Here is a 17,710-nt window from a genome sequence, read left to right as displayed (position 1 = left end):
ATAAATAAAAAGAAGGTATCTCATTTCAGTGAGATACCTTCTTTTTAATCTTTCTTCAATCTTCGCGCTATACCATTCCCTAATGACTGTAATCCTTGAACGAGAATGATTAAAATAAAGACTGTTGCATACATTACTTCAGGTTCGTAGCGTAAATGCCCGAATCGATATGCGAGATCACCAAGGCCTCCAGCACCTACAAGTCCAGCCATTGCTGTTGCACCGATTAAGCCGATCGTTGCGATTGTTAATCCGAGTACGAGAGATGGACGAGCTTCTTTAACCATGACGTGCCAAATGATTTTTAAAGTAGAAATTCCCATTGCTTGATATGCTTCAATAACACCACGGTCCACTTCTAGTAAAGCCGTTTCCATTAAACGAGCAATATAGGGAGCTGTGAATACGACAAGTGGTACGATAACACCTTGCACACCAATAGATGTCCCCATTAGAAATTTTGTAAAAGGTAAAATAAAGAATAATAGAATGATAAATGGCAGAGAGCGAATGACATTAATAATTGTATTAAGAATCGGATATACGATTTTATTCTCTAGTTGGCCACCAGGTCTTGTTAAAGCGAGTGTTACACCGAGTGGTAACGCAATTAGAATAGAGATAAGTAGTGAAATAGATGTCATTTGAAAGGTTTGAATTGTTGCTTCCCATATTACGTTACCCCACTCATCCAAAAAGGACTTGTTTCCCATAATCTGTTCTACCTCCTTCTACGATGATCCCTTGTTCTTGCAAAAATGATAAGGCACGGTGTACTTCACTTTTTTCACCTTGCATATGAACGACCAGTTTCCCATATGCCTCATGTTTTAACTGCGTAATATTGCCTGATAAAATATTAGGATATACGTGGAAACGTTTTGTAGCAACAGCTAACGCGGGTTCTCCTGAAGAGGTTCCAATAAATGAAAGTGTTACGATTTCTCCAGTACTTTGTAGCTCTTTCTGTACCTCTTCTGGAATTTTAGCTGCAAATGCGCTATTTACAAATTTCTTCGTTGTTACATGTTGTGGATTTGTGAAAATATCTTTTACGGTTCCACTTTCAACGACAGATCCATGTTCCATTACAGCAACTTGGTCACATATACGCTGGATGACATTCATTTCGTGTGTAATTAGCAAAATCGTAATTCCGATTTCTTCGTTGATCTTTAATAATAAATCAAGAATAGAATCGGTCGTTTCCGGATCTAATGCGCTTGTTGCTTCATCACTTAATAAAACTTCAGGCTCATGAGATAGTGCGCGGGCGATCGCTACACGTTGTTTTTGACCACCAGATAATTCACTTGGATAGGCATCTTTTTTATTAAAGAGATCAACAATGCGTAAATACTTTTCTACCCTTTTTTCAATTTCATTTTTTGGAAGACCAGATAGACGTAAGGGTAGTGCGATGTTTTCATAAACGGTAACGGTTTTAAGTAAATTGAATCCTTGAAAAATCATGCCGATTTTTTGTCTCGCTTTTGCGAGTTCTTTCGTCGATAAGGTTGTTAAATCTTGATCGTTTACAATGATATTTCCTGTCGTTGGTTTTTCTAATAAATTTACACAGCGAATTAATGTACTTTTACCAGCGCCGCTATATCCGATGATTCCAAATACTTCGCTCTTCTTTACTTTAAGGGAAGTTGGTTTAAGAGCCTCAACATTCCCTTTTTTTGTTGAGAATACTTTGGAAATATTTTTCAATTCAATCATTATAGTCAGCTCCTACCAAGACGGTAAAACAGAACCATCGAATTTTTTCTCAATGAAATCTTTTACTTCTTTAGATTGATAAGCTTTCTTTAATTTATTTACAACAGCATCATCTTTATTTTCAGTACGAACAACGACCCAGTTCACATAGGGTGAATCTTTTCCCTCGCGGAAAATAGAATCTTTTGCGGGACTTAATTTTGCACCTAATGCAAAGTTTGTATTAATCGCAGCCGCCTTTACTTCACTTAGCTGCGTTGGTAATTGAGATGCCTCTAATTCAATAATTTTTAAATTTTTTGGATTTTCAATTACATCTTTTGCAGTCGCTTTTTCTGTAGCTTTTGGATCGATTTTTAAAACCCCTGCTTTTTCAAATAGCTTTAAAGCACGCAGCTCATTTGTTGGGTCATTTGGGACAGCAATTGCGTCGCCCTCTTTTAATTCTTTTACATCTTTTAAGTTTTTAGAGTATATACCCATAGGGAATGTTACTGTGGAAAATACTTCAGTTAATTTCATATTACGTTCAGCTTTAAATACGTCTAAATAAGATTTAGTTTGGTAGCTATTTACATCGAGGCTTTTTTCATCTAAAGATACGTTTGGTGCTACATAATCATTAAATATCTTTACATCGATTTGGAGGCCATCTTTTGCTGCAACTTCTTTCACCTTTTCAAAAATTTGTTCATGCGGTCCGCCTGTTACACCAACGGTAATCTTTTTCTCATCTAATGCTTTTACCTCTTTATCAGAATTAGCACCACATGCGCCTAACAATAATACAGCTCCACTTACAATACTTAATAATACCTTTTTCATTTATAATTCCTCCTTAATATGCGTTCTAAAATAAAAAGCACCTCTCAAAAATAAGAGAGGTGCCGAATAGACGAAATAGGTTCCTCTCTTATCTTCCAAAACGAAAATCGTTCTGCAGGAATTAGCACCTTAGCTTATACGTTATAAGCTCGGTTGCCGGGCATCATCGGGCCAGTCCCTCCGCCACTCTTGATAAGAGTATGTGTATTTAGTTTTTAAATATGGTACTAATAGTAAATCTTACAAAAAGAATTGTCAATATTATTTTCTGAATATATTTTATTTTAAGGTAATCGAAACATTGCCTTTCTTATGTCCCATCTCTACATACGTATGAGCTTCTGAAACTTCTTCCAATCGGTAAGTTCTATCAATAACAGGTTTTAGCTTTTCTGTTTCAGCTAGTTGTTTTAATAGGCTCATATCGTCTTTACTGACCTTTGCCATTGTTCCATTAACAGATACGTATTTTCCATTAGGCGTTAATGCTTTTTCACAAAGGGATTTTTTATACTTTCCAACTGCATCAAATATTATATCGTAGCACTCGCCTCGTTCAGTAAAATCTTCTTTCGTATAATCAATTGCGTTATCAGCCCCTAAAGATTTTACTAGCTCAAAATTTGAATTACTACAAACAGCTGTAACAGTCGCGCCGAAATATATAGCAAGTTGCACAGCGGCGGTACCTACTGATCCGGAGGCGCCATATATAAGTACTTGCTGTCCTTTTTTTATGTGTCCTTTTCTCAAAAAATGTAATGCTGAAGTTCCGCCGAAAGGAATAACTGCAGCTTCCTCATACGTCACATTGGTAGGTTTTAATGCTATCAATCCGCTTTCATGTACACATGTGTATTCAGCATAACCACCAACGTTAAGTCCTGTTAATGCAAAGATGTGATCTCCCTTTTTGAATTGAGTCACATCTGTTCCTATTTCTTCAACCTCTCCAGCTAATTCTACTCCAAGTATAGGTTTTCTCGGTTTTCTAAGCCCTAATACAAGTCGCATAGGAATCCAAAATAAAAGTGGACTAGTAAAGCTTCGCATTCTACAATCGCCAGTTGTTACACTTGTTGCGTGAATCTTAACTAATACTTCATTCTTTTTAGGAGTAGGTTTCTTTACGTCTTGAAGCTTGAGAACGTTAGGTGGCCCGTATTTTGTGCAAATAATTGCTTTCATAGCAACCTCCTGAATTAAGTTATTTTCCTCTACATCATATTTAAATGTTTTTTTAATCATGCTTATGGTTTCACTTCATAATAAGTAAAAGAAAGATAGTTCTTTTTTAGAGTGTAGTATTTTCCTTTTAAGAAAGTAGGTACAATAAGAATAGAGAGAAGTACTAGTGAGATTAGAATTTCAAACGAGGAGAGTGCCATTTGAAAAAAAGAAAAATAGCGGTTGTAATTGTAGCGTATACAGTGTTGATCACGACATCTATATATACATACAAAGAGCAACTGGATCATCCTATTATGAGTGATGTAGGGAAGTTGCTTCCAACGAAAATTAAACGTGTTGAAAATGCTGAGGATGAAAGTTCATTAAAAAAGTTAGTGCAAGATGCAACTGTTTCTGGAGAGAAGATTTCCATTGCAGGTATGCAACATAGCCAAGGCGGGCAGACGTATTATCCGAACGGTACGATGCTTGATATGAAAGGGTATAATGAAATATTAGAATTCGATCCGGAGAAGAAGAGGATTAGGGTGCAAAGCGGTGTCACATGGAATGACATTCAAAAGAAAATCAATCCGTATGGTCTTGCAGTTCAAGTGATGCAATCTCAAAATATTTTTACTGTTGGTGGTTCATTAAGTGTAAATGTACATGGGCGTGATATTCGTCATGAAGCATTGATTGATACAGTAGAGTCGTTCAGATTATTAATGGCAGATGGTATAGTACGTGATGTAAGTAGAGAAGAAAATGCTGACTTGTTTCCGTATGTAATTGGGGGATATGGATTGTTTGGTGTGATTTTAGATGTGACGCTACAGTTAACAAACGATGAATTGTATGAAACGCATACGAAGGTACTAGATTATAAAGAATACTCTTCATACTTTAAGAATAAAGTGCGAAGAGACGAGAATATACGTATGCATTTAGCACGTATTTCTGTTGCCCCAAATTCATTTTTAAAAGAAATGTATGTGACAGATTATGTACTGGCAGAAGATCAACAGAAGTTGAAAGAGTACAGCAAATTAAAAGAAGAAAATATTATAGCTGCGCCGAAATTTTTGCTCGGGTTATCACGTTATAGTGACTGGGGAAAGGGCGTATTTTGGGATATACAAAGAAGTTATTTTGAACGTACAGATGGTAAGTACGAAACTCGAAATAATGTAATGAGATCTGATAGTGCTTTTATGGAATACGATAATCCAAACTTGACCGAAGTTTTACAAGAGTACTTTGTACCGATAGATGGTTTTGCAGAGTATATAGATGATTTGCGAATTGTTTTAAATGAAGAGGAATTAAACCTTCTTAACATTACAATCCGCTATGTAGAAAAGAATGAGAATGCGGTGCTATCTTATGCGAAAGATGATATGCTTGCGCTTGTGCTTCTAATTAATCAAGGGCGTTCTGAAGATGAAATAAAGAAAACAAAACTGGCTATTCAGAAGATGATAGATGTTACTTTAAAGCATAATGGAAGTTATTATTTACCATATTATTCTTATCCGGAAAAGGAGCAACTAAAGAAAGCGTATCCTCGTATAGAAGAATTCCTTCAGAAGAAGAAGGAAGTAGACCCAGAGGAAAGGTTTGTGAATTTATTTTATAAGGAGTATAGCAAATGACATATAGAAGATTTGTGGCCTCACAAAGCATTATTATGATGGCGGGTAGTATGGTATTTCCTTTTTATATACTATTGCTTCGAAATGTTGGAAATAGTTTCTCGCAATTTGGCTGGGCTTATGGCTTATTTGCTTTAACTTCAGCTCTAGTATATCCGTTAGTTGGGAAAATTTCTGATAGAGTGGGTGATAGGAAACTATTAATTGTATACGCCTGGTCTATGGCTATATTAATGCTTTGTTTCCCTATTGTAACAGAAGTTTGGCATGTATATATTCTCCAAATTTTAATGGGTATTTTAGGTGCTGTGCAGCGTAATACCGAGAAGACGTCGTTAGCGCGGAAGGTAGTGCATAAGGAAGCTGGTTATGAAATCGGGAAATACCATGTATGGACATCAATTGGTGGCGGAGTAGCTATAATTGCAACTGGTTACCTAGTGGATTTCTTTACGATAGGGACTATTTTTTACATTGCTTCAGTTTTATATGTAGTTAGTGGATTTATATTAAGCCGCAGTGATAAGTAATTAAAAGTATTTCCATTCCCATTTTTACCTGATTACCCTTTATTTGTTATACTTATGGAGAAGACAAAAGAAAAGGGGACATTGCCTTTGATGAAATTTATAGTTTTAGCTATTCTCACTTTGTTTTTGATTCCATGGACTAGAAGCGGTAATAAAATTCGCGCGGTGGATAAAGGAGGAAATGAGAAAGTTGTAAAGGGTAAGAAATCATCTATTTTAGTTATTCCTGTTTTATTTTGGATAGGTATTGCAATCTATGAATATTTTTGGCTAATTGATGATCGAGCAGATTCTATTCTTACTCATTATTCTGTTGCAGTAGCGATTTTAATTGGGCTTGTTTTATTTTCACAAGAGCAGGTAGGGAAATTAGAAGGTATGTTAAAAGGACTTCTAATGTTTGTTTTACTCGCAAGTTACGGCTATTTTGGTTATTTGCACGATATAGTAATCTCGCAAAAGAAATATGATTCTGTCGTTAAGGTAGAGAAAGATATTTCAGAGCCATTTACTGAAAATGACCAACCGTTTACAGTTCCGCCTAAAACAGCGGAGAATAAAATGAAAAAGGTATTTGGTGACATTCCGAAAGTAGCTTATTTTGAGCTAGGGGAATTAACACCACAAATGGTAAACGGGGAAGCTTTATACGTAGCGCCGATTGAAGTTTCAGGTTTTTTTAAAGCACGTAAAGCAGAAACAATTCCAGGTTACGTAACGATGTCAGGTACAAATCCTGATGCGGAAGCGAAATTACATCTTGGATATAAAATGAAGTATGTACCAAGTATGTTTTTTGGTAATAAATTAGAACGTGTCGTTCGAAAAGCAGAGCCAGATTTAATCTTTAAAGGAAAACCAAAATTTGAGGTTGATGATAAAGGGAAACCGTATTATACAATGACATACGGCGAGTTTATTTCAGGAAGATCAGGTTTTGAAGTACAAGGGGTTGTCGTTGTTGATGCACAAACAGGCGATGTGAAACGATATGATAAAGGGAAGGCACCTAAGTTCGTTGATGGTGTATTAAATCATGAAACAGCATCAACGTTAAATACGTACTTCGGGAAATATATTCATGGATTCTGGAATACGAAATTCTCACAAACTGACATGAAGATTCCGACTGAATGGGGAACGAAGGAAGGTGTTACACCAATCTTCGGGAAAGATGGCAAACTGTATTATTTTACAGATTTCACCTCTCCGAAAGAAGGAGTAGATTCTGCCCTCGGTTACTCATTAGTTGATGCACGTACAGGAAAGTTGTATTACTACAACGGAAAAGAAGTAAAGGGAATTATGGACGGTTCGGCTGCTACAGAAGTAGTAGATAATTCCTTTAAGAGAGAGAAATGGCATGGAACGATGCCGGTTATTTATAACGTATATGGTAAACCTGCTTGGATTGTTCCAGTTATTGATGATGGTGGATTAGTACGTGCCCATACCGTTATATATGCTTCTAACGCGAAGGTCTTTGCAGCCGGTTCAACGCAAAAAGAAGCACTTGAAAATTATAAAAATGTACTGAGTGGAAGTGGTGATTCATTTAGACCAACTTCAAATGGGAAAGAAGCACAAAAAGAAGGTATTGTACAACGTGTGTATAAAGAAAAATCAGGTGAAAATACGATTGTCTACGTACTGTTAGAAAATGAGCAAAAAGTATTTATGATACCTGCGAAGAAATTCCCATATGCAATGTTTACAGAAGTAGGAGATCCAATTCAAATCACATATTTAGACACAGGAGAAATGATGGCATCTGTATCTAAATTTACAAATAGTAATTTGAAAAAGTAGGCGATAGAAATTCTATCGCTTTTTTTTACATTATTAAACAGGGAAATACGGTATACTTGACGTATATTTATGTTGTAACTATAATTGTTACGATTAAGTAGTTATATGAAAGGGTGAATGGAAAAAGTGAATGGAGTTAATCACGAAGTATATAAACCTGTAAAGATAAACAGGTTATGGATGATTCTTGTATTAGGGACACTTACGGCAATTGGGCCATTATCTATTGATATGTATTTGCCTTCTTTACCAAAGTTAACGGATGATTTACAAACGGGTGCATCCCTTGCGCAGCTTACATTAACTGCTTGTCTGCTTGGGCTTTCAGTAGGACAGTTATTTGTTGGTTCAATTAGTGACATTTACGGAAGGCGCAAACCTCTTATTATCGCTCTTATTATTTATGTTGCTTCTTCTTTACTTTGTGCTGTTGCACCATCTATTTGGAGTTTAGTGCTTTTACGCTTCTTACAAGGTGCTTCAGGATCTGCTGGTATCGTTATATCACGTGCAATGGTACGTGATATGTATTCAGGTTCTGAAATGACGAAGTTTTTCTCATTACTTATGTTAGTAAACGGAGCAGCACCTATTTTGGCACCGATTATTGGAGGGCAATTATTACAGTTCACATCATGGCGCGGCGTCTTTATCGTCCTTGGAGCAATTAGTGTATTCATGCTAATATCAGCTACTTTCGTATTACGTGAAACATTACCTCCTGAAGAAAGAGAGACAGGTGGTTTGTCGGGAACGCTGGCGACATACGGAAAGCTTCTGAAAGATCGTTTATTTATGGGTTATGCATTGTCGCAAGGATTAGTAACAGCTGCAATGTTTGCTTATATTTCTGGTTCACCGTTCGTGTTGCAAAATATATACGGGGCATCACCGCAAGAGTTTAGTTTGTTCTTTGCGATTAACGGTATTGGTATTATTATTGCTAGCCAAGTTACTGGCCGCCTAGCAGGGAAAGTTAATGAGAAAACTTTATTTGTTTTCGGTATTGTTATTGCGGCTGTTGGCGGTCTATCGTTACTACTTACAATCGTATTTGGAATAGGTCTAATCGGTGTTTTATGCTCGCTATTCCTCGTCGTATCAAGTGTTGGGGTTGTATCAACAACGGGCTTCTCGTTAGCAATGAGAAATCAAAGACAAGCAGCAGGAACAGCATCAGCTTTATTAGGTTTATTACAGTTCATTTCAGGAGCACTTGTTGCACCGCTAGTAGGTATTGGTGGAAGTAATACAGCACTTCCTATGGGTGTTGTTATAGCTCTTTGTGAAATTGGTGCTGTGTTATGCTATTTATTCATGGCAAAAAGAAGTGAAAAGCAGTTTGAACTGCAACAATACCAAAATTTAGAGGCTTAACAAAAAGAGCTGATTCAAACATTTCTTTGAATCAGCTCTTTTTTTCATTTCTTTGAAATAACTCATACATATTATTCATGATCGCATCATATAAGAAAGCAAGTTTATCCCATACCCAACGGTTGCTATCGACCTCTTTCTCTCCGCAGTCAATAATATCAGTATGATCTGTAATTCTATATGCCCTCTCAACGATAATAGGAGCAATCTTCGGTATACGTGGAATTTCTTTTAAAGCATCTGCAAAGTTTCCGATATAAACATGACCGATAATTTCGATTGTTAATGATTTATCAGATATATTGAGTACAGTATGAAATTTATTTGTATGTTGTTGTTTTAAATGTTGTGCTAACTGAAATGGAGCATGCTTCTTTTTTAATACGCGGCGAAGGCTCTCTGTATTTTCAATATGGAGTGATTTTTCGCGAATAAGGACACGAATATCTTCTCCCATAAAAGGTATTGTATTGTACATGGATGATTCTCCTTAGAAACTTAACTACGCTTGCGTTATGCATATGTAAGTCTAGCATGGTTTGTTCTCTACGTGTGCTTACAGTTTTGTAAGGTGGCATAGTAAAGGAGTGCAAAAGTTACTTGAATAAAGTGACGATACTGTGACAAAAATGTTGATATACATATTAAGAAATCATCTTAAGTGCAAAATTTAGGATGTTCTCGGTATAATAAAACAAGTGGAGATAAGAAAAACTGTAATTCGTAGTAGATGTAGATAAAAGGAGAATAAGAGATGAAGAAGGTTTTCGGTATTGCAATGCTTGGGGGTATGCTCCTTCTAGCGGGATGTAATGGAAATAAAGACACGAAAGATACGAAAGAACCGAAAGAAAAGGTAGAGCAATCTACTGAACAGACAGAAGATATGAAAGCGTATCGCGAGGTACATGAAAAGTATGATGCGAAGATGAACAAGGAAATTAATAAAGCGTTACAGTTATTTGAAGTGGCAAAAGAAAAGGGCGGTAAGGAAATAACTAATGCTAAATATAAGGAAGACGTGCAAAATGTAACAACGGGCATGCTAGAAGATATAGATCATATGCGTAAAGAAATTCGTGTACCGAAGTCGAAAGAACAAGAACATGAAATGTATGTTGGTTTCTTAAATGAATCGGAACAAGCAATGAAAAAATTACAGAAGTTAGCTAAAGAAGAAGACTCATCGTTGATTCGTGATATAGAAATTAATTTTTCAACAGCATCGACATACTATAAACGTTTTCAAACAGAAACGGAAAAATAACCTTGCGCATGCAAGGTTATTTTTTCTTATTTACGTAAAAATACTATATACAGTAGATACTAATAAAGTTCACCTATATGCGCCTTCAATCCTCGAATACTTAATACCCATTGAATTTCTGTTTTATTATGAGTATCAACGAAAACTGATTTTTCTAAATATATCCAATTTGATTGACTTTTCATTTTTTCAGAATTATAATTCAAAATATACAATTTGAACCAAATAATAATATAGCAATTTACTTATCCAGAGAGGTAGAGGGACTGGCCCTATGACACCTCAGCAGCGGGTTCTGAAATAGAACACCGTGCTAATTCCAGCAAGCAAGTCTTGAAAGATAAGTGATGGGCATAGTTTTATTAAGCCTTGATCTTATTTTTTAAGATCAAGGCTTTTTGTGTTTTAAGAAGTGGAGAAGGAATGATGGGAACAAATATGTCAATAAAACAAAGTAAATTCATTTGTTTAGGGGGTTATTGAAGTGTATGTTATTAAAAAACTATCGGTTATGGTATTCACGCTATGGGTTATTACGACAGTAACATTTTTAATTATGCATATTATTCCAGGGGATCCATTTTCATCAGACGCGAAAATCTTTCCTGAAGAAGTGATACAAAATATGAGAGCGAAGTATCACCTTGATGAACCGTTATGGAATCAGTATGTTGCTTATTTAGATGGCGTAGTTCATTTTGATTTTGGTGAATCTGTTCAATCGACAGGTCAAGGCGTATCAGAAATTATAACGACCGGCTTTGGCCCATCGGCCATCATTGGTCTACAAGCACTTGTTATTTCGTTGTTAGTCGGAATTGCCGCAGGTACATTTGCTGCTCTATATCACGGGAAAGTAATTGATTATAGTGTGAGCTTGCTTGCGATTCTCGGTATTTCTATTCCGAGTTTTATTTTAGCGCCGCTATTCATACAAGTATTCGCCATTCAATTTGAACTTTTACCAGTAGCGTCTTGGGGAACATTTGAGCATACTGTATTACCTTCCTTCGCATTAGCGCTCGGGCCAATCGCAGTTATTACAAGATTTGTTCGCTCTAATATGATTGAAGTGTTGCAGAGTGATTATATTAAGCTAGCGAGAGCGAAAGGTATACCAATTAAGAAAATCATTATAAGACATGCTCTTCGAAATGCGATTGTTCCGGTACTTACATTTGTTGGCCCATTAATGGCTGGACTTTTAACAGGGACTTTCGTTATTGAAAAAATCTTTTCAATTCCTGGTTTAGGAAAATATTTTGTAGATAGTATTTTTAACCGAGATTATCCGGTGATTATGGGAACAACCATTTTCTATAGTGCGCTATTAATTGTATGTATTTTTATTACAGATATCATTCATCGTATTGTTGATCCGCGCATTCGTTCTATTACGTAAGGAGGGTGATGTTTAAATGGGGGCTTATGAAATTAATGACCAGTTATTAACGAATGAAGAGAAAAAAGAATTAACGATAAATAAAGATCAGCAAACGATTAGCCGGAAAAAGGAAGTGTTTCGCAAGTTTATATCAAACCCTATAGCAGTTTTAGGGGCAGTGACGTTATTACTAATTATTGTTTTCTCGCTTATTGGCGAAAGTTTAACGTCATTTACTGCGAGTGAACAAGTAAAAGAAGCAACTAATTTACCGCCTAGTAGTGAGCATTGGTTCGGAACAGACGATTTAGGGAGAGATATTTGGGCGCGTACTTGGGCTGGTGGGAAAATTTCATTAACAGTTGGATTGGTAGCAGCAGCTCTTGATATAGGGCTTGGTGTACTTATCGGAGGTTTTAGTGGATATGTGAGAGGGCGTAATCGTCTTGGAACGTTAATTGATGAGTGGATTATAAGAGGGATTGAAGTGTTATACGGTATCCCATATTTGTTAATTGTTATTTTACTATTAATCATTATGAAACCAGGACTTTTTACAATTATAATCGCCCTTGCGTTAACGGGATGGATTGGCATGGCACGTCTCATTCGGGCGCAAGTACTTTCATTGAAACAAAGAGAATTTGTTATTGCAGCAGAGCGATTAGGCACACCTCATATGAAAATTATATATGGGCATTTAATTCCAAACTTAACAGGGATTATTATCGTAAATTTATCATTTACAATTCCAGCAGCTATTTTTTCAGAATCATTTTTAAGCTTTATCGGACTTGGAGTACAATCACCAGCAGCAAGCTGGGGGACGATGACAAACGATGCGCTCGGGACATTATTGAGCGGAGAATGGTGGCAACTATTCTTCCCAGCAATCATGATTGCACTCATTATGTTCGCATTTAATGCAATTGGTGATGGTTTGCAAGATGCAATTGATCCGAAAATCGTAAAACGGAATCGGAAGGAGAAAAAACATGGGACAGCTCTTATCTTTAGAAAAAGTAACGTTGGCCGTTGAAAAAGAGAATAGTAAACAAGCAATTGTGAAGCATGTTTCCTTTTCTATTAACGAAGGTGAAATTGTTGCACTTGTAGGAGAAAGTGGCTCAGGAAAAAGTGTTACAGCACAATCAATTATCGGTCTAAATCAAGAATCAATTCGTATTGATGATGGAAATGTATCTTTCCAATCAAAGGAATTAACTAATTTACAAGAATCAGAATGGAATCAAATTCGCGGGAAAGATATTTCCTTTATCTTTCAAGACCCGCTTTCATCTTTAAATCCGACGATGAAGGTGGGAAGACAAATTACAGAAGTAATTGTGCAGCATGAAAAAAAATCGAAAAAAGAGGCAAAAGAAATTGCGATTAACTTACTAAATGATTTAGGGATACATGAAGCAGAGAAACGCTTTGAACAATACCCGTATCAGTTAAGCGGAGGTATGAGGCAGCGTATTTGTTTAGCAATTGCGTTTGCATGTCACCCGAAGCTCGTTATTGCAGATGAACCTACAACGGCGTTAGATGTAACAATTCAAAAACAAATTATGGGGTTATTAAAAGAGCGAAAAGAAAAACAAAATACGAGTATTTTATTAATTACACACGACTTGGCGCTTGTACGTGAAGTAGCTGACCGAGTAGTAGTTATGTATGGGGGGCGTGTTGTTGAAAAAGGAACGATACAGGAGGTAATAGGTTCTCCTAAACATCCATATACGAAAAGCTTATTACAAGCAATTCCGAATATGGATGATTCAGAAAAGGTACTCCGGGCAATTGAGGGAACAACACCTTCAATTGAAACGTTAAATAGTTTTGGGTGCCCGTTTGTGAATCGTTGTCCTGTAGCGCTAAAAGAATGTATCCATCGTTTTCCGGAAAAAACATCGTATTCTGGGGAGCATAGTTCGCATTGTTGGCAACACATTCTAGAGCACAATAAAGCGAAATCAAAAGAGAAGGTGAATGCTTCATGACGACAGATTTAATAGCTGTAAAACAAGTAACAAAAACATATGGAAGTAAAAATAAAGAAATTGCGGCGCTAAAAGGTATATCACTTTCTATTCCGAAAGGAACAACTCTTGGCATTATCGGAGAAAGTGGTTCAGGAAAAACAACACTTGGTAAGCTCATAGCTGGGATTGAAAAACCAACGTCTGGTGAAATTGATTATAACGGTCAAGTTGTTCACACGCTGAAGTCAGCTAATAAGCGAAATTTCTTACAGAAAGTACAGTTTATTTTTCAAGATTCCACAGCTGCATTAAATCCGCGCTGGAAAGTACGCGATAGCGTAACAGAAGGATATATTTCATTCGGTTTAGGCGATAAAGGATTGAAAGATAAAGTCGCAGGTGATGCACTAGAGCGTGTTGGATTAGATAGACGATATATTGATCGTTATCCCCACGAATTTAGCGGAGGGCAACGTCAACGTATTGCTATTGCAAGAGCACTATTATGTGAGCCAGAAGTTTTAATCCTTGATGAACCAATTTCAGCATTAGATGTTTCACTGCAAATCCAAATTGTACATCTGCTGCAAAAGATTCAAAAGGAACAAGGCTATACATATTTATTTATCGCACATGATTTACCGATGGTTCACTATTTATGTGAAAAAGTGGCTGTCTTATACAAAGGAGAACTTGTTGAATTTGGAAATACGGACGAAGTATTCCGTAATCCACAACATTCTTATACAAAAACATTATTAGCATCAACACCAAAAATTTCAGGTTAAAGGAGAATGTAGGATGAAGAAGTTTTTACTGTTTGTCATTATGACTGTTTTAGCAATTACTTCTGTTGCTTGCGGTAAGAAAGAGACGCAAAAAGCGAGTGCTGGTAAGGGTGAAGGAGATCGATTAGTAACGAATATTAGTAGTGATCCGTATACGCTTGATTCTGCCATTGCGACAGATAGCACGTCAGGTTATGTAATTGGGCAGTTGTTTTCAAGTTTATATACGCAAGATAGTGATGGGAAATATCAAAATGAATTAGCAGAGAAAGAAGAAGTAAACGCTGATGGGACTGAGTATACAATTCATTTAAAGAAAGATATTAAATGGTCGGACGGTTCTCCTATTACAGCAAATGATTTTGAGTTTGCATGGAAGCGATTATTAAATCCGAAAACGGGTTCTATGAATGCGACAGAAATGTATTTTATTAAAGGAGCAGAGGCATATAATACTGGAAAAGGTGAAGAAGGGCAAGTTGGTATTCAAGTCGTTGATCCTCAAACATTAAAGGTGACACTTGAGCACCCAGTTGCTTCTATTAAACAAAAATTAGCAAGTTCATTATTTATTCCATTATCTAAAAAATCGATTGATGATAATAATAAATTAAAAACAGATCCAAAAGAGTTAATTACGAACGGACCATTCACGTTAAAAGAATGGAAGCATAACCAAGCTATTACAGTACAAAAAAATAAAGAATACTATGATAAAAAGGTAACATTAAAAGAAATTGAGTTTCGTATTATTCCAGATTCTAAAACAGCGTACCAATTGTACAAATCAAAAGAATTAGATTTGCTAAGTAGCTTACCACAAGAGATGATTGAAAAAGAAAAAGGAAACAAAGAATATAAGCGCGTTGCAGGATTCTCATCTTATATTTATTCGTTTAACGTAGAAAAAGAGCCGTTTACAAATGCGAAAGTACGTAAAGCATTTTCATTAGCGGTTGATCGTAAGTTTATCGTTGAAAAACTGTATAAAAATAATGCACAGGAAGCATATGCATTCGTTCCAGAAGGAGCAAAAACACAAGGTGGTCGTGATTTCCGTAAAGAAAAAGGTGATTACGTAAAGTTCGATCCAGCAGAAGCGAAAAAATTATTAGAAGAGGGTATGAAAGAGCAAGGTTGGTCTACATTACCTGAAGTAACATTAAAATTCACTACAGATACACAGCATAAAAAAGTAGCAGAAGCAATGCAAGAAATGTTTAAGAAAAATCTTGGTGTAGATATTAAATTAGAAAATAAAGAGTGGAAGAGTTACATCGACACATACAAGCAAAGTGATTTCCAATTAGCTTATATGGGATGGGGCGGCTCTCTATTAGATCCAATTACTAAACTAGATTTATATGCAGGTGATGGTCCAAACAACTATGCAAAATGGCATAATAAAGAATTTGACGCTTTAGTAAAAGAAGCAGAAGTTGAACAAAACGAAGATAAGCGCTTTGACTTATTGCATAAAGCAGAAGATATTATGTTTGATGATGCACCATTAATCCCAATTATTTTCCCAAGCTCTTCGTATTTACAAAAATCATCAGTATCTGGCGTCCAATTCATTATCGGTTCTAGCCCAGAACTAAGATACGTAAAAATTAAAAAATAAAGAAGTAGGCAACCGCCTACTTCTTTATTTTATTTCTCTTTTATATTCTTTTTTCGTTCCGTCAGAGAAGACAACTTCTAAAGCGAATTTTTGATAGTCTTTATCAAGTTTGAATACATTTACTACTTGATCAATTACTTCTTGATCTGGTGTGTTTTTATCAAATTTTAATTCTTGTAGAAGAGGGCTTAACTTTGTAACAGCCTCGTCACCTGTGAACTTTACATCTGTTTTATGGTCTTCAATTTTTGCTTCCATTTTCTTATCCGCTGCTACATTTTTATAATCAGCTTCGTAGTCTTTCTTCGTATCTTGATAGTCTGCTTTTAAATCAAATTCATTAAAGTTTAGTTTTAAATCTGCAGGAGCCTCATTTTTTGCTTCTTCAGTTGTCTTTTTATTAGAAGTTGCATCTTCTTTTGCAGGAGCTTTGCATCCTGTTAATGCAGGTACTAGCATAAGAGCTAATAAAGCTGATAGTAAAATTCTCATCATAAATTCCTCCTTAAGGTAACTTCGTTCTATACAAGTTTTTCCCAATTTCATGTAATTATGTATGTGTTGAAAATAAATTATTTTCTTATAGCTTCAAGGATTAATCCGCAATTTAAATCAAAAAGGATTTGTATGTATATGGTAAATTGAAGTTGTGAGGAGGTACTGAAATGCATGAAGAATATAAAGAGATGATAAAAAAAGCAATCGAATATGTAGAGAATCATTTGCATGAAGAGCTTACAACAGAAAGAGTGGCATTTCACAGTGCAGTATCGATGTACCATTTTCATCGTATTTTTCAAAGTTATATCGGGATGAGTGTAACGGATTATGTTCGTAAGAGAAGATTAACTCATGCTGCACAAGCTTTAGTGTCGACTGAAAGAGCAGTCATTGATATTGCAGTGCAATATGGTTTTTCCTCACAAGAGGCATTTACTAGAGCTTTTAAAAGAATGTTTCAATTACCACCAAAAAAATATCGAAAGTATTTCCAGTCATTTTATATAGAAAGAGAGGGTGTTTCAATGGAAAAAGGTATACCAAAAGGATGGGTATTAAGCGGAAGTCATCCTGCTGAATATGAGATGGGTTTAGATTACGAAGTTGTTCATCAAGGAAAAGTATCTGCATATATAAAAGCGAAAGAGAACGTTACGCATGGAGGCTTTTCGACATTAATGCAAATGTTCCGAGCGGATAAATATGTAGGTAAGAGATTACGTTTAACAGCATTCATTAAGAGTGAGAATGTAAAAGATTGGGCAGGATTGTGGATGCGAGTAGACGGAAAAGATACAGAGCCTATTGCTATGGATAACATGCAAAATCGTCCAATTAAAAATACGAATAACTGGCAATCGTACTCGGTTGTACTAGATATAAAAGAAGAAGCACTTGGTATTGCATTTGGTGTTTTATTATCAGGAGAAGGTTGTGTCTGGCTAGATAGTATTCGATTTGATGAAGTGGATGAAAAAATTCCTTCAACAGATTTGGCAGAAAATTTTTATGAAACACTCTTAGAAGAACCTGTGAATTTGCAATTTGAAGAAGTAGAAAAATAA

At 35.9% G+C, this 17,710-nt stretch carries 17 protein-coding genes and 2 riboswitches; of the genes, 11 read left to right on the top strand and 6 right to left on the bottom strand.

Annotation, left to right across the window (positions count from 1 at the left end):
• Positions 1 to 44 precede the first annotated feature (44 nt).
• From CQZ94_RS22745 to CQZ94_RS22730, 4 genes are all read right to left on the bottom strand, one after another.
• Positions 45 to 713 carry a methionine ABC transporter permease gene (locus tag CQZ94_RS22745; RefSeq protein ID WP_105587192.1) on the bottom strand — a complete coding sequence of 223 codons (669 nt, stop codon included), beginning with the start codon at positions 711 to 713 and terminating at the stop codon, positions 45 to 47.
• Positions 688 to 1,728 (bottom strand): methionine ABC transporter ATP-binding protein, encoded by a 1,041-nt coding sequence (locus CQZ94_RS22740; RefSeq protein ID WP_105587191.1) that lies wholly within the window; start codon positions 1,726 to 1,728, stop codon positions 688 to 690. Before CQZ94_RS22740 ends, CQZ94_RS22745 begins: the two co-directional genes overlap by 26 nt.
• A 12-nt stretch (positions 1,729 to 1,740) precedes the next feature.
• A complete protein-coding gene (locus CQZ94_RS22735; protein WP_105587190.1) occupies positions 1,741 to 2,553 on the bottom strand; it encodes a MetQ/NlpA family ABC transporter substrate-binding protein in 813 nt (270 codons plus the stop codon).
• A gap of 85 nt (positions 2,554 to 2,638) precedes the next feature.
• A riboswitch (SAM riboswitch) is annotated at positions 2,639 to 2,752 on the bottom strand.
• An 80-nt stretch (positions 2,753 to 2,832) separates the two neighbouring features.
• Positions 2,833 to 3,741, bottom strand: coding sequence for an NAD(P)-dependent alcohol dehydrogenase (locus CQZ94_RS22730; protein WP_105587207.1), 909 nt, complete (start codon positions 3,739 to 3,741; stop codon positions 2,833 to 2,835).
• 200 nt (positions 3,742 to 3,941) lie between these two features.
• Here CQZ94_RS22730 and CQZ94_RS22725 point away from each other — a divergent pair, with 200 nt between their 5' ends.
• The 4 genes from CQZ94_RS22725 to CQZ94_RS22710 all read left to right on the top strand — a co-directional run bounded on the left by CQZ94_RS22725 (position 3,942) and on the right by CQZ94_RS22710 (position 9,094).
• Positions 3,942 to 5,378 carry an FAD-binding oxidoreductase gene (locus tag CQZ94_RS22725; RefSeq protein ID WP_105587189.1) on the top strand — a complete coding sequence of 479 codons (1,437 nt, stop codon included), beginning with the start codon at positions 3,942 to 3,944 and terminating at the stop codon, positions 5,376 to 5,378.
• A complete protein-coding gene (locus CQZ94_RS22720; RefSeq protein ID WP_105587188.1) occupies positions 5,375 to 5,908 on the top strand; it encodes an MFS transporter in 534 nt (177 codons plus the stop codon). Before CQZ94_RS22725 ends, CQZ94_RS22720 begins: the two co-directional genes overlap by 4 nt.
• 90 nt (positions 5,909 to 5,998) lie before the next feature.
• The gene (locus CQZ94_RS22715) at positions 5,999 to 7,717 is read left to right on the top strand and encodes a DUF3981 domain-containing protein (RefSeq protein ID WP_105587187.1); all 1,719 of its coding nucleotides are present in this window, start codon (positions 5,999 to 6,001) and stop codon (positions 7,715 to 7,717) included.
• A gap of 117 nt (positions 7,718 to 7,834) precedes the next feature.
• On the top strand, positions 7,835 to 9,094 hold the full coding sequence (locus CQZ94_RS22710) for a multidrug effflux MFS transporter (RefSeq protein ID WP_105587186.1): 1,260 nt from the start codon (positions 7,835 to 7,837) through the stop codon (positions 9,092 to 9,094).
• A 31-nt stretch (positions 9,095 to 9,125) separates the two neighbouring features.
• Here CQZ94_RS22710 and CQZ94_RS22705 read toward each other — a convergent pair whose 3' ends face one another.
• A complete protein-coding gene (locus tag CQZ94_RS22705) occupies positions 9,126 to 9,572 on the bottom strand; it encodes a hypothetical protein (protein WP_105587185.1) in 447 nt (148 codons plus the stop codon).
• A gap of 276 nt (positions 9,573 to 9,848) precedes the next feature.
• Here CQZ94_RS22705 and CQZ94_RS22700 point away from each other — a divergent pair, with 276 nt between their 5' ends.
• The 6 genes from CQZ94_RS22700 to CQZ94_RS22675 all read left to right on the top strand — a co-directional run bounded on the left by CQZ94_RS22700 (position 9,849) and on the right by CQZ94_RS22675 (position 16,145).
• Positions 9,849 to 10,361 (top strand): hypothetical protein, encoded by a 513-nt coding sequence (locus CQZ94_RS22700; protein ID WP_105587184.1) that lies wholly within the window; start codon positions 9,849 to 9,851, stop codon positions 10,359 to 10,361.
• A 242-nt stretch (positions 10,362 to 10,603) separates the two neighbouring features.
• A riboswitch (SAM riboswitch) is annotated at positions 10,604 to 10,708 on the top strand.
• 137 nt (positions 10,709 to 10,845) lie between these two features.
• The gene (locus tag CQZ94_RS22695) at positions 10,846 to 11,763 is read left to right on the top strand and encodes an ABC transporter permease (RefSeq protein WP_002140132.1); all 918 of its coding nucleotides are present in this window, start codon (positions 10,846 to 10,848) and stop codon (positions 11,761 to 11,763) included.
• A gap of 16 nt (positions 11,764 to 11,779) precedes the next feature.
• On the top strand, positions 11,780 to 12,784 hold the full coding sequence (locus CQZ94_RS22690; RefSeq protein ID WP_105587183.1) for an ABC transporter permease: 1,005 nt from the start codon (positions 11,780 to 11,782) through the stop codon (positions 12,782 to 12,784).
• Positions 12,741 to 13,751 carry an ABC transporter ATP-binding protein gene (locus CQZ94_RS22685; protein ID WP_105587182.1) on the top strand — a complete coding sequence of 337 codons (1,011 nt, stop codon included), beginning with the start codon at positions 12,741 to 12,743 and terminating at the stop codon, positions 13,749 to 13,751. Before CQZ94_RS22690 ends, CQZ94_RS22685 begins: the two co-directional genes overlap by 44 nt.
• A complete protein-coding gene (locus tag CQZ94_RS22680; RefSeq protein WP_002202036.1) occupies positions 13,748 to 14,521 on the top strand; it encodes an ABC transporter ATP-binding protein in 774 nt (257 codons plus the stop codon). The genes CQZ94_RS22685 and CQZ94_RS22680 overlap by 4 nt, the downstream gene beginning before the upstream one ends.
• A 13-nt stretch (positions 14,522 to 14,534) precedes the next feature.
• Positions 14,535 to 16,145, top strand: coding sequence for a peptide ABC transporter substrate-binding protein (locus CQZ94_RS22675; protein ID WP_105587181.1), 1,611 nt, complete (start codon positions 14,535 to 14,537; stop codon positions 16,143 to 16,145).
• A gap of 24 nt (positions 16,146 to 16,169) precedes the next feature.
• On the opposite strand, the gene CQZ94_RS22670 is transcribed toward CQZ94_RS22675, so the two are convergent.
• A complete protein-coding gene (locus tag CQZ94_RS22670) occupies positions 16,170 to 16,637 on the bottom strand; it encodes a YusW family protein (protein WP_105587180.1) in 468 nt (155 codons plus the stop codon).
• Between the two features lie 173 nt (positions 16,638 to 16,810).
• Here CQZ94_RS22670 and CQZ94_RS22665 point away from each other — a divergent pair, with 173 nt between their 5' ends.
• Positions 16,811 to 17,710 carry a helix-turn-helix transcriptional regulator gene (locus CQZ94_RS22665; RefSeq protein ID WP_105587179.1) on the top strand — a complete coding sequence of 300 codons (900 nt, stop codon included), beginning with the start codon at positions 16,811 to 16,813 and terminating at the stop codon, positions 17,708 to 17,710.

Origin of the sequence: Bacillus sp. MYb209, assembly GCF_002975175.1 — a bacterium.
GTDB lineage: Bacteria > Bacillota > Bacilli > Bacillales > Bacillaceae_G > Bacillus_A.
The sequence above is the reverse complement of the archived record's forward strand: the minus strand, read 5'-3'. Positions and strand labels throughout refer to the sequence as shown.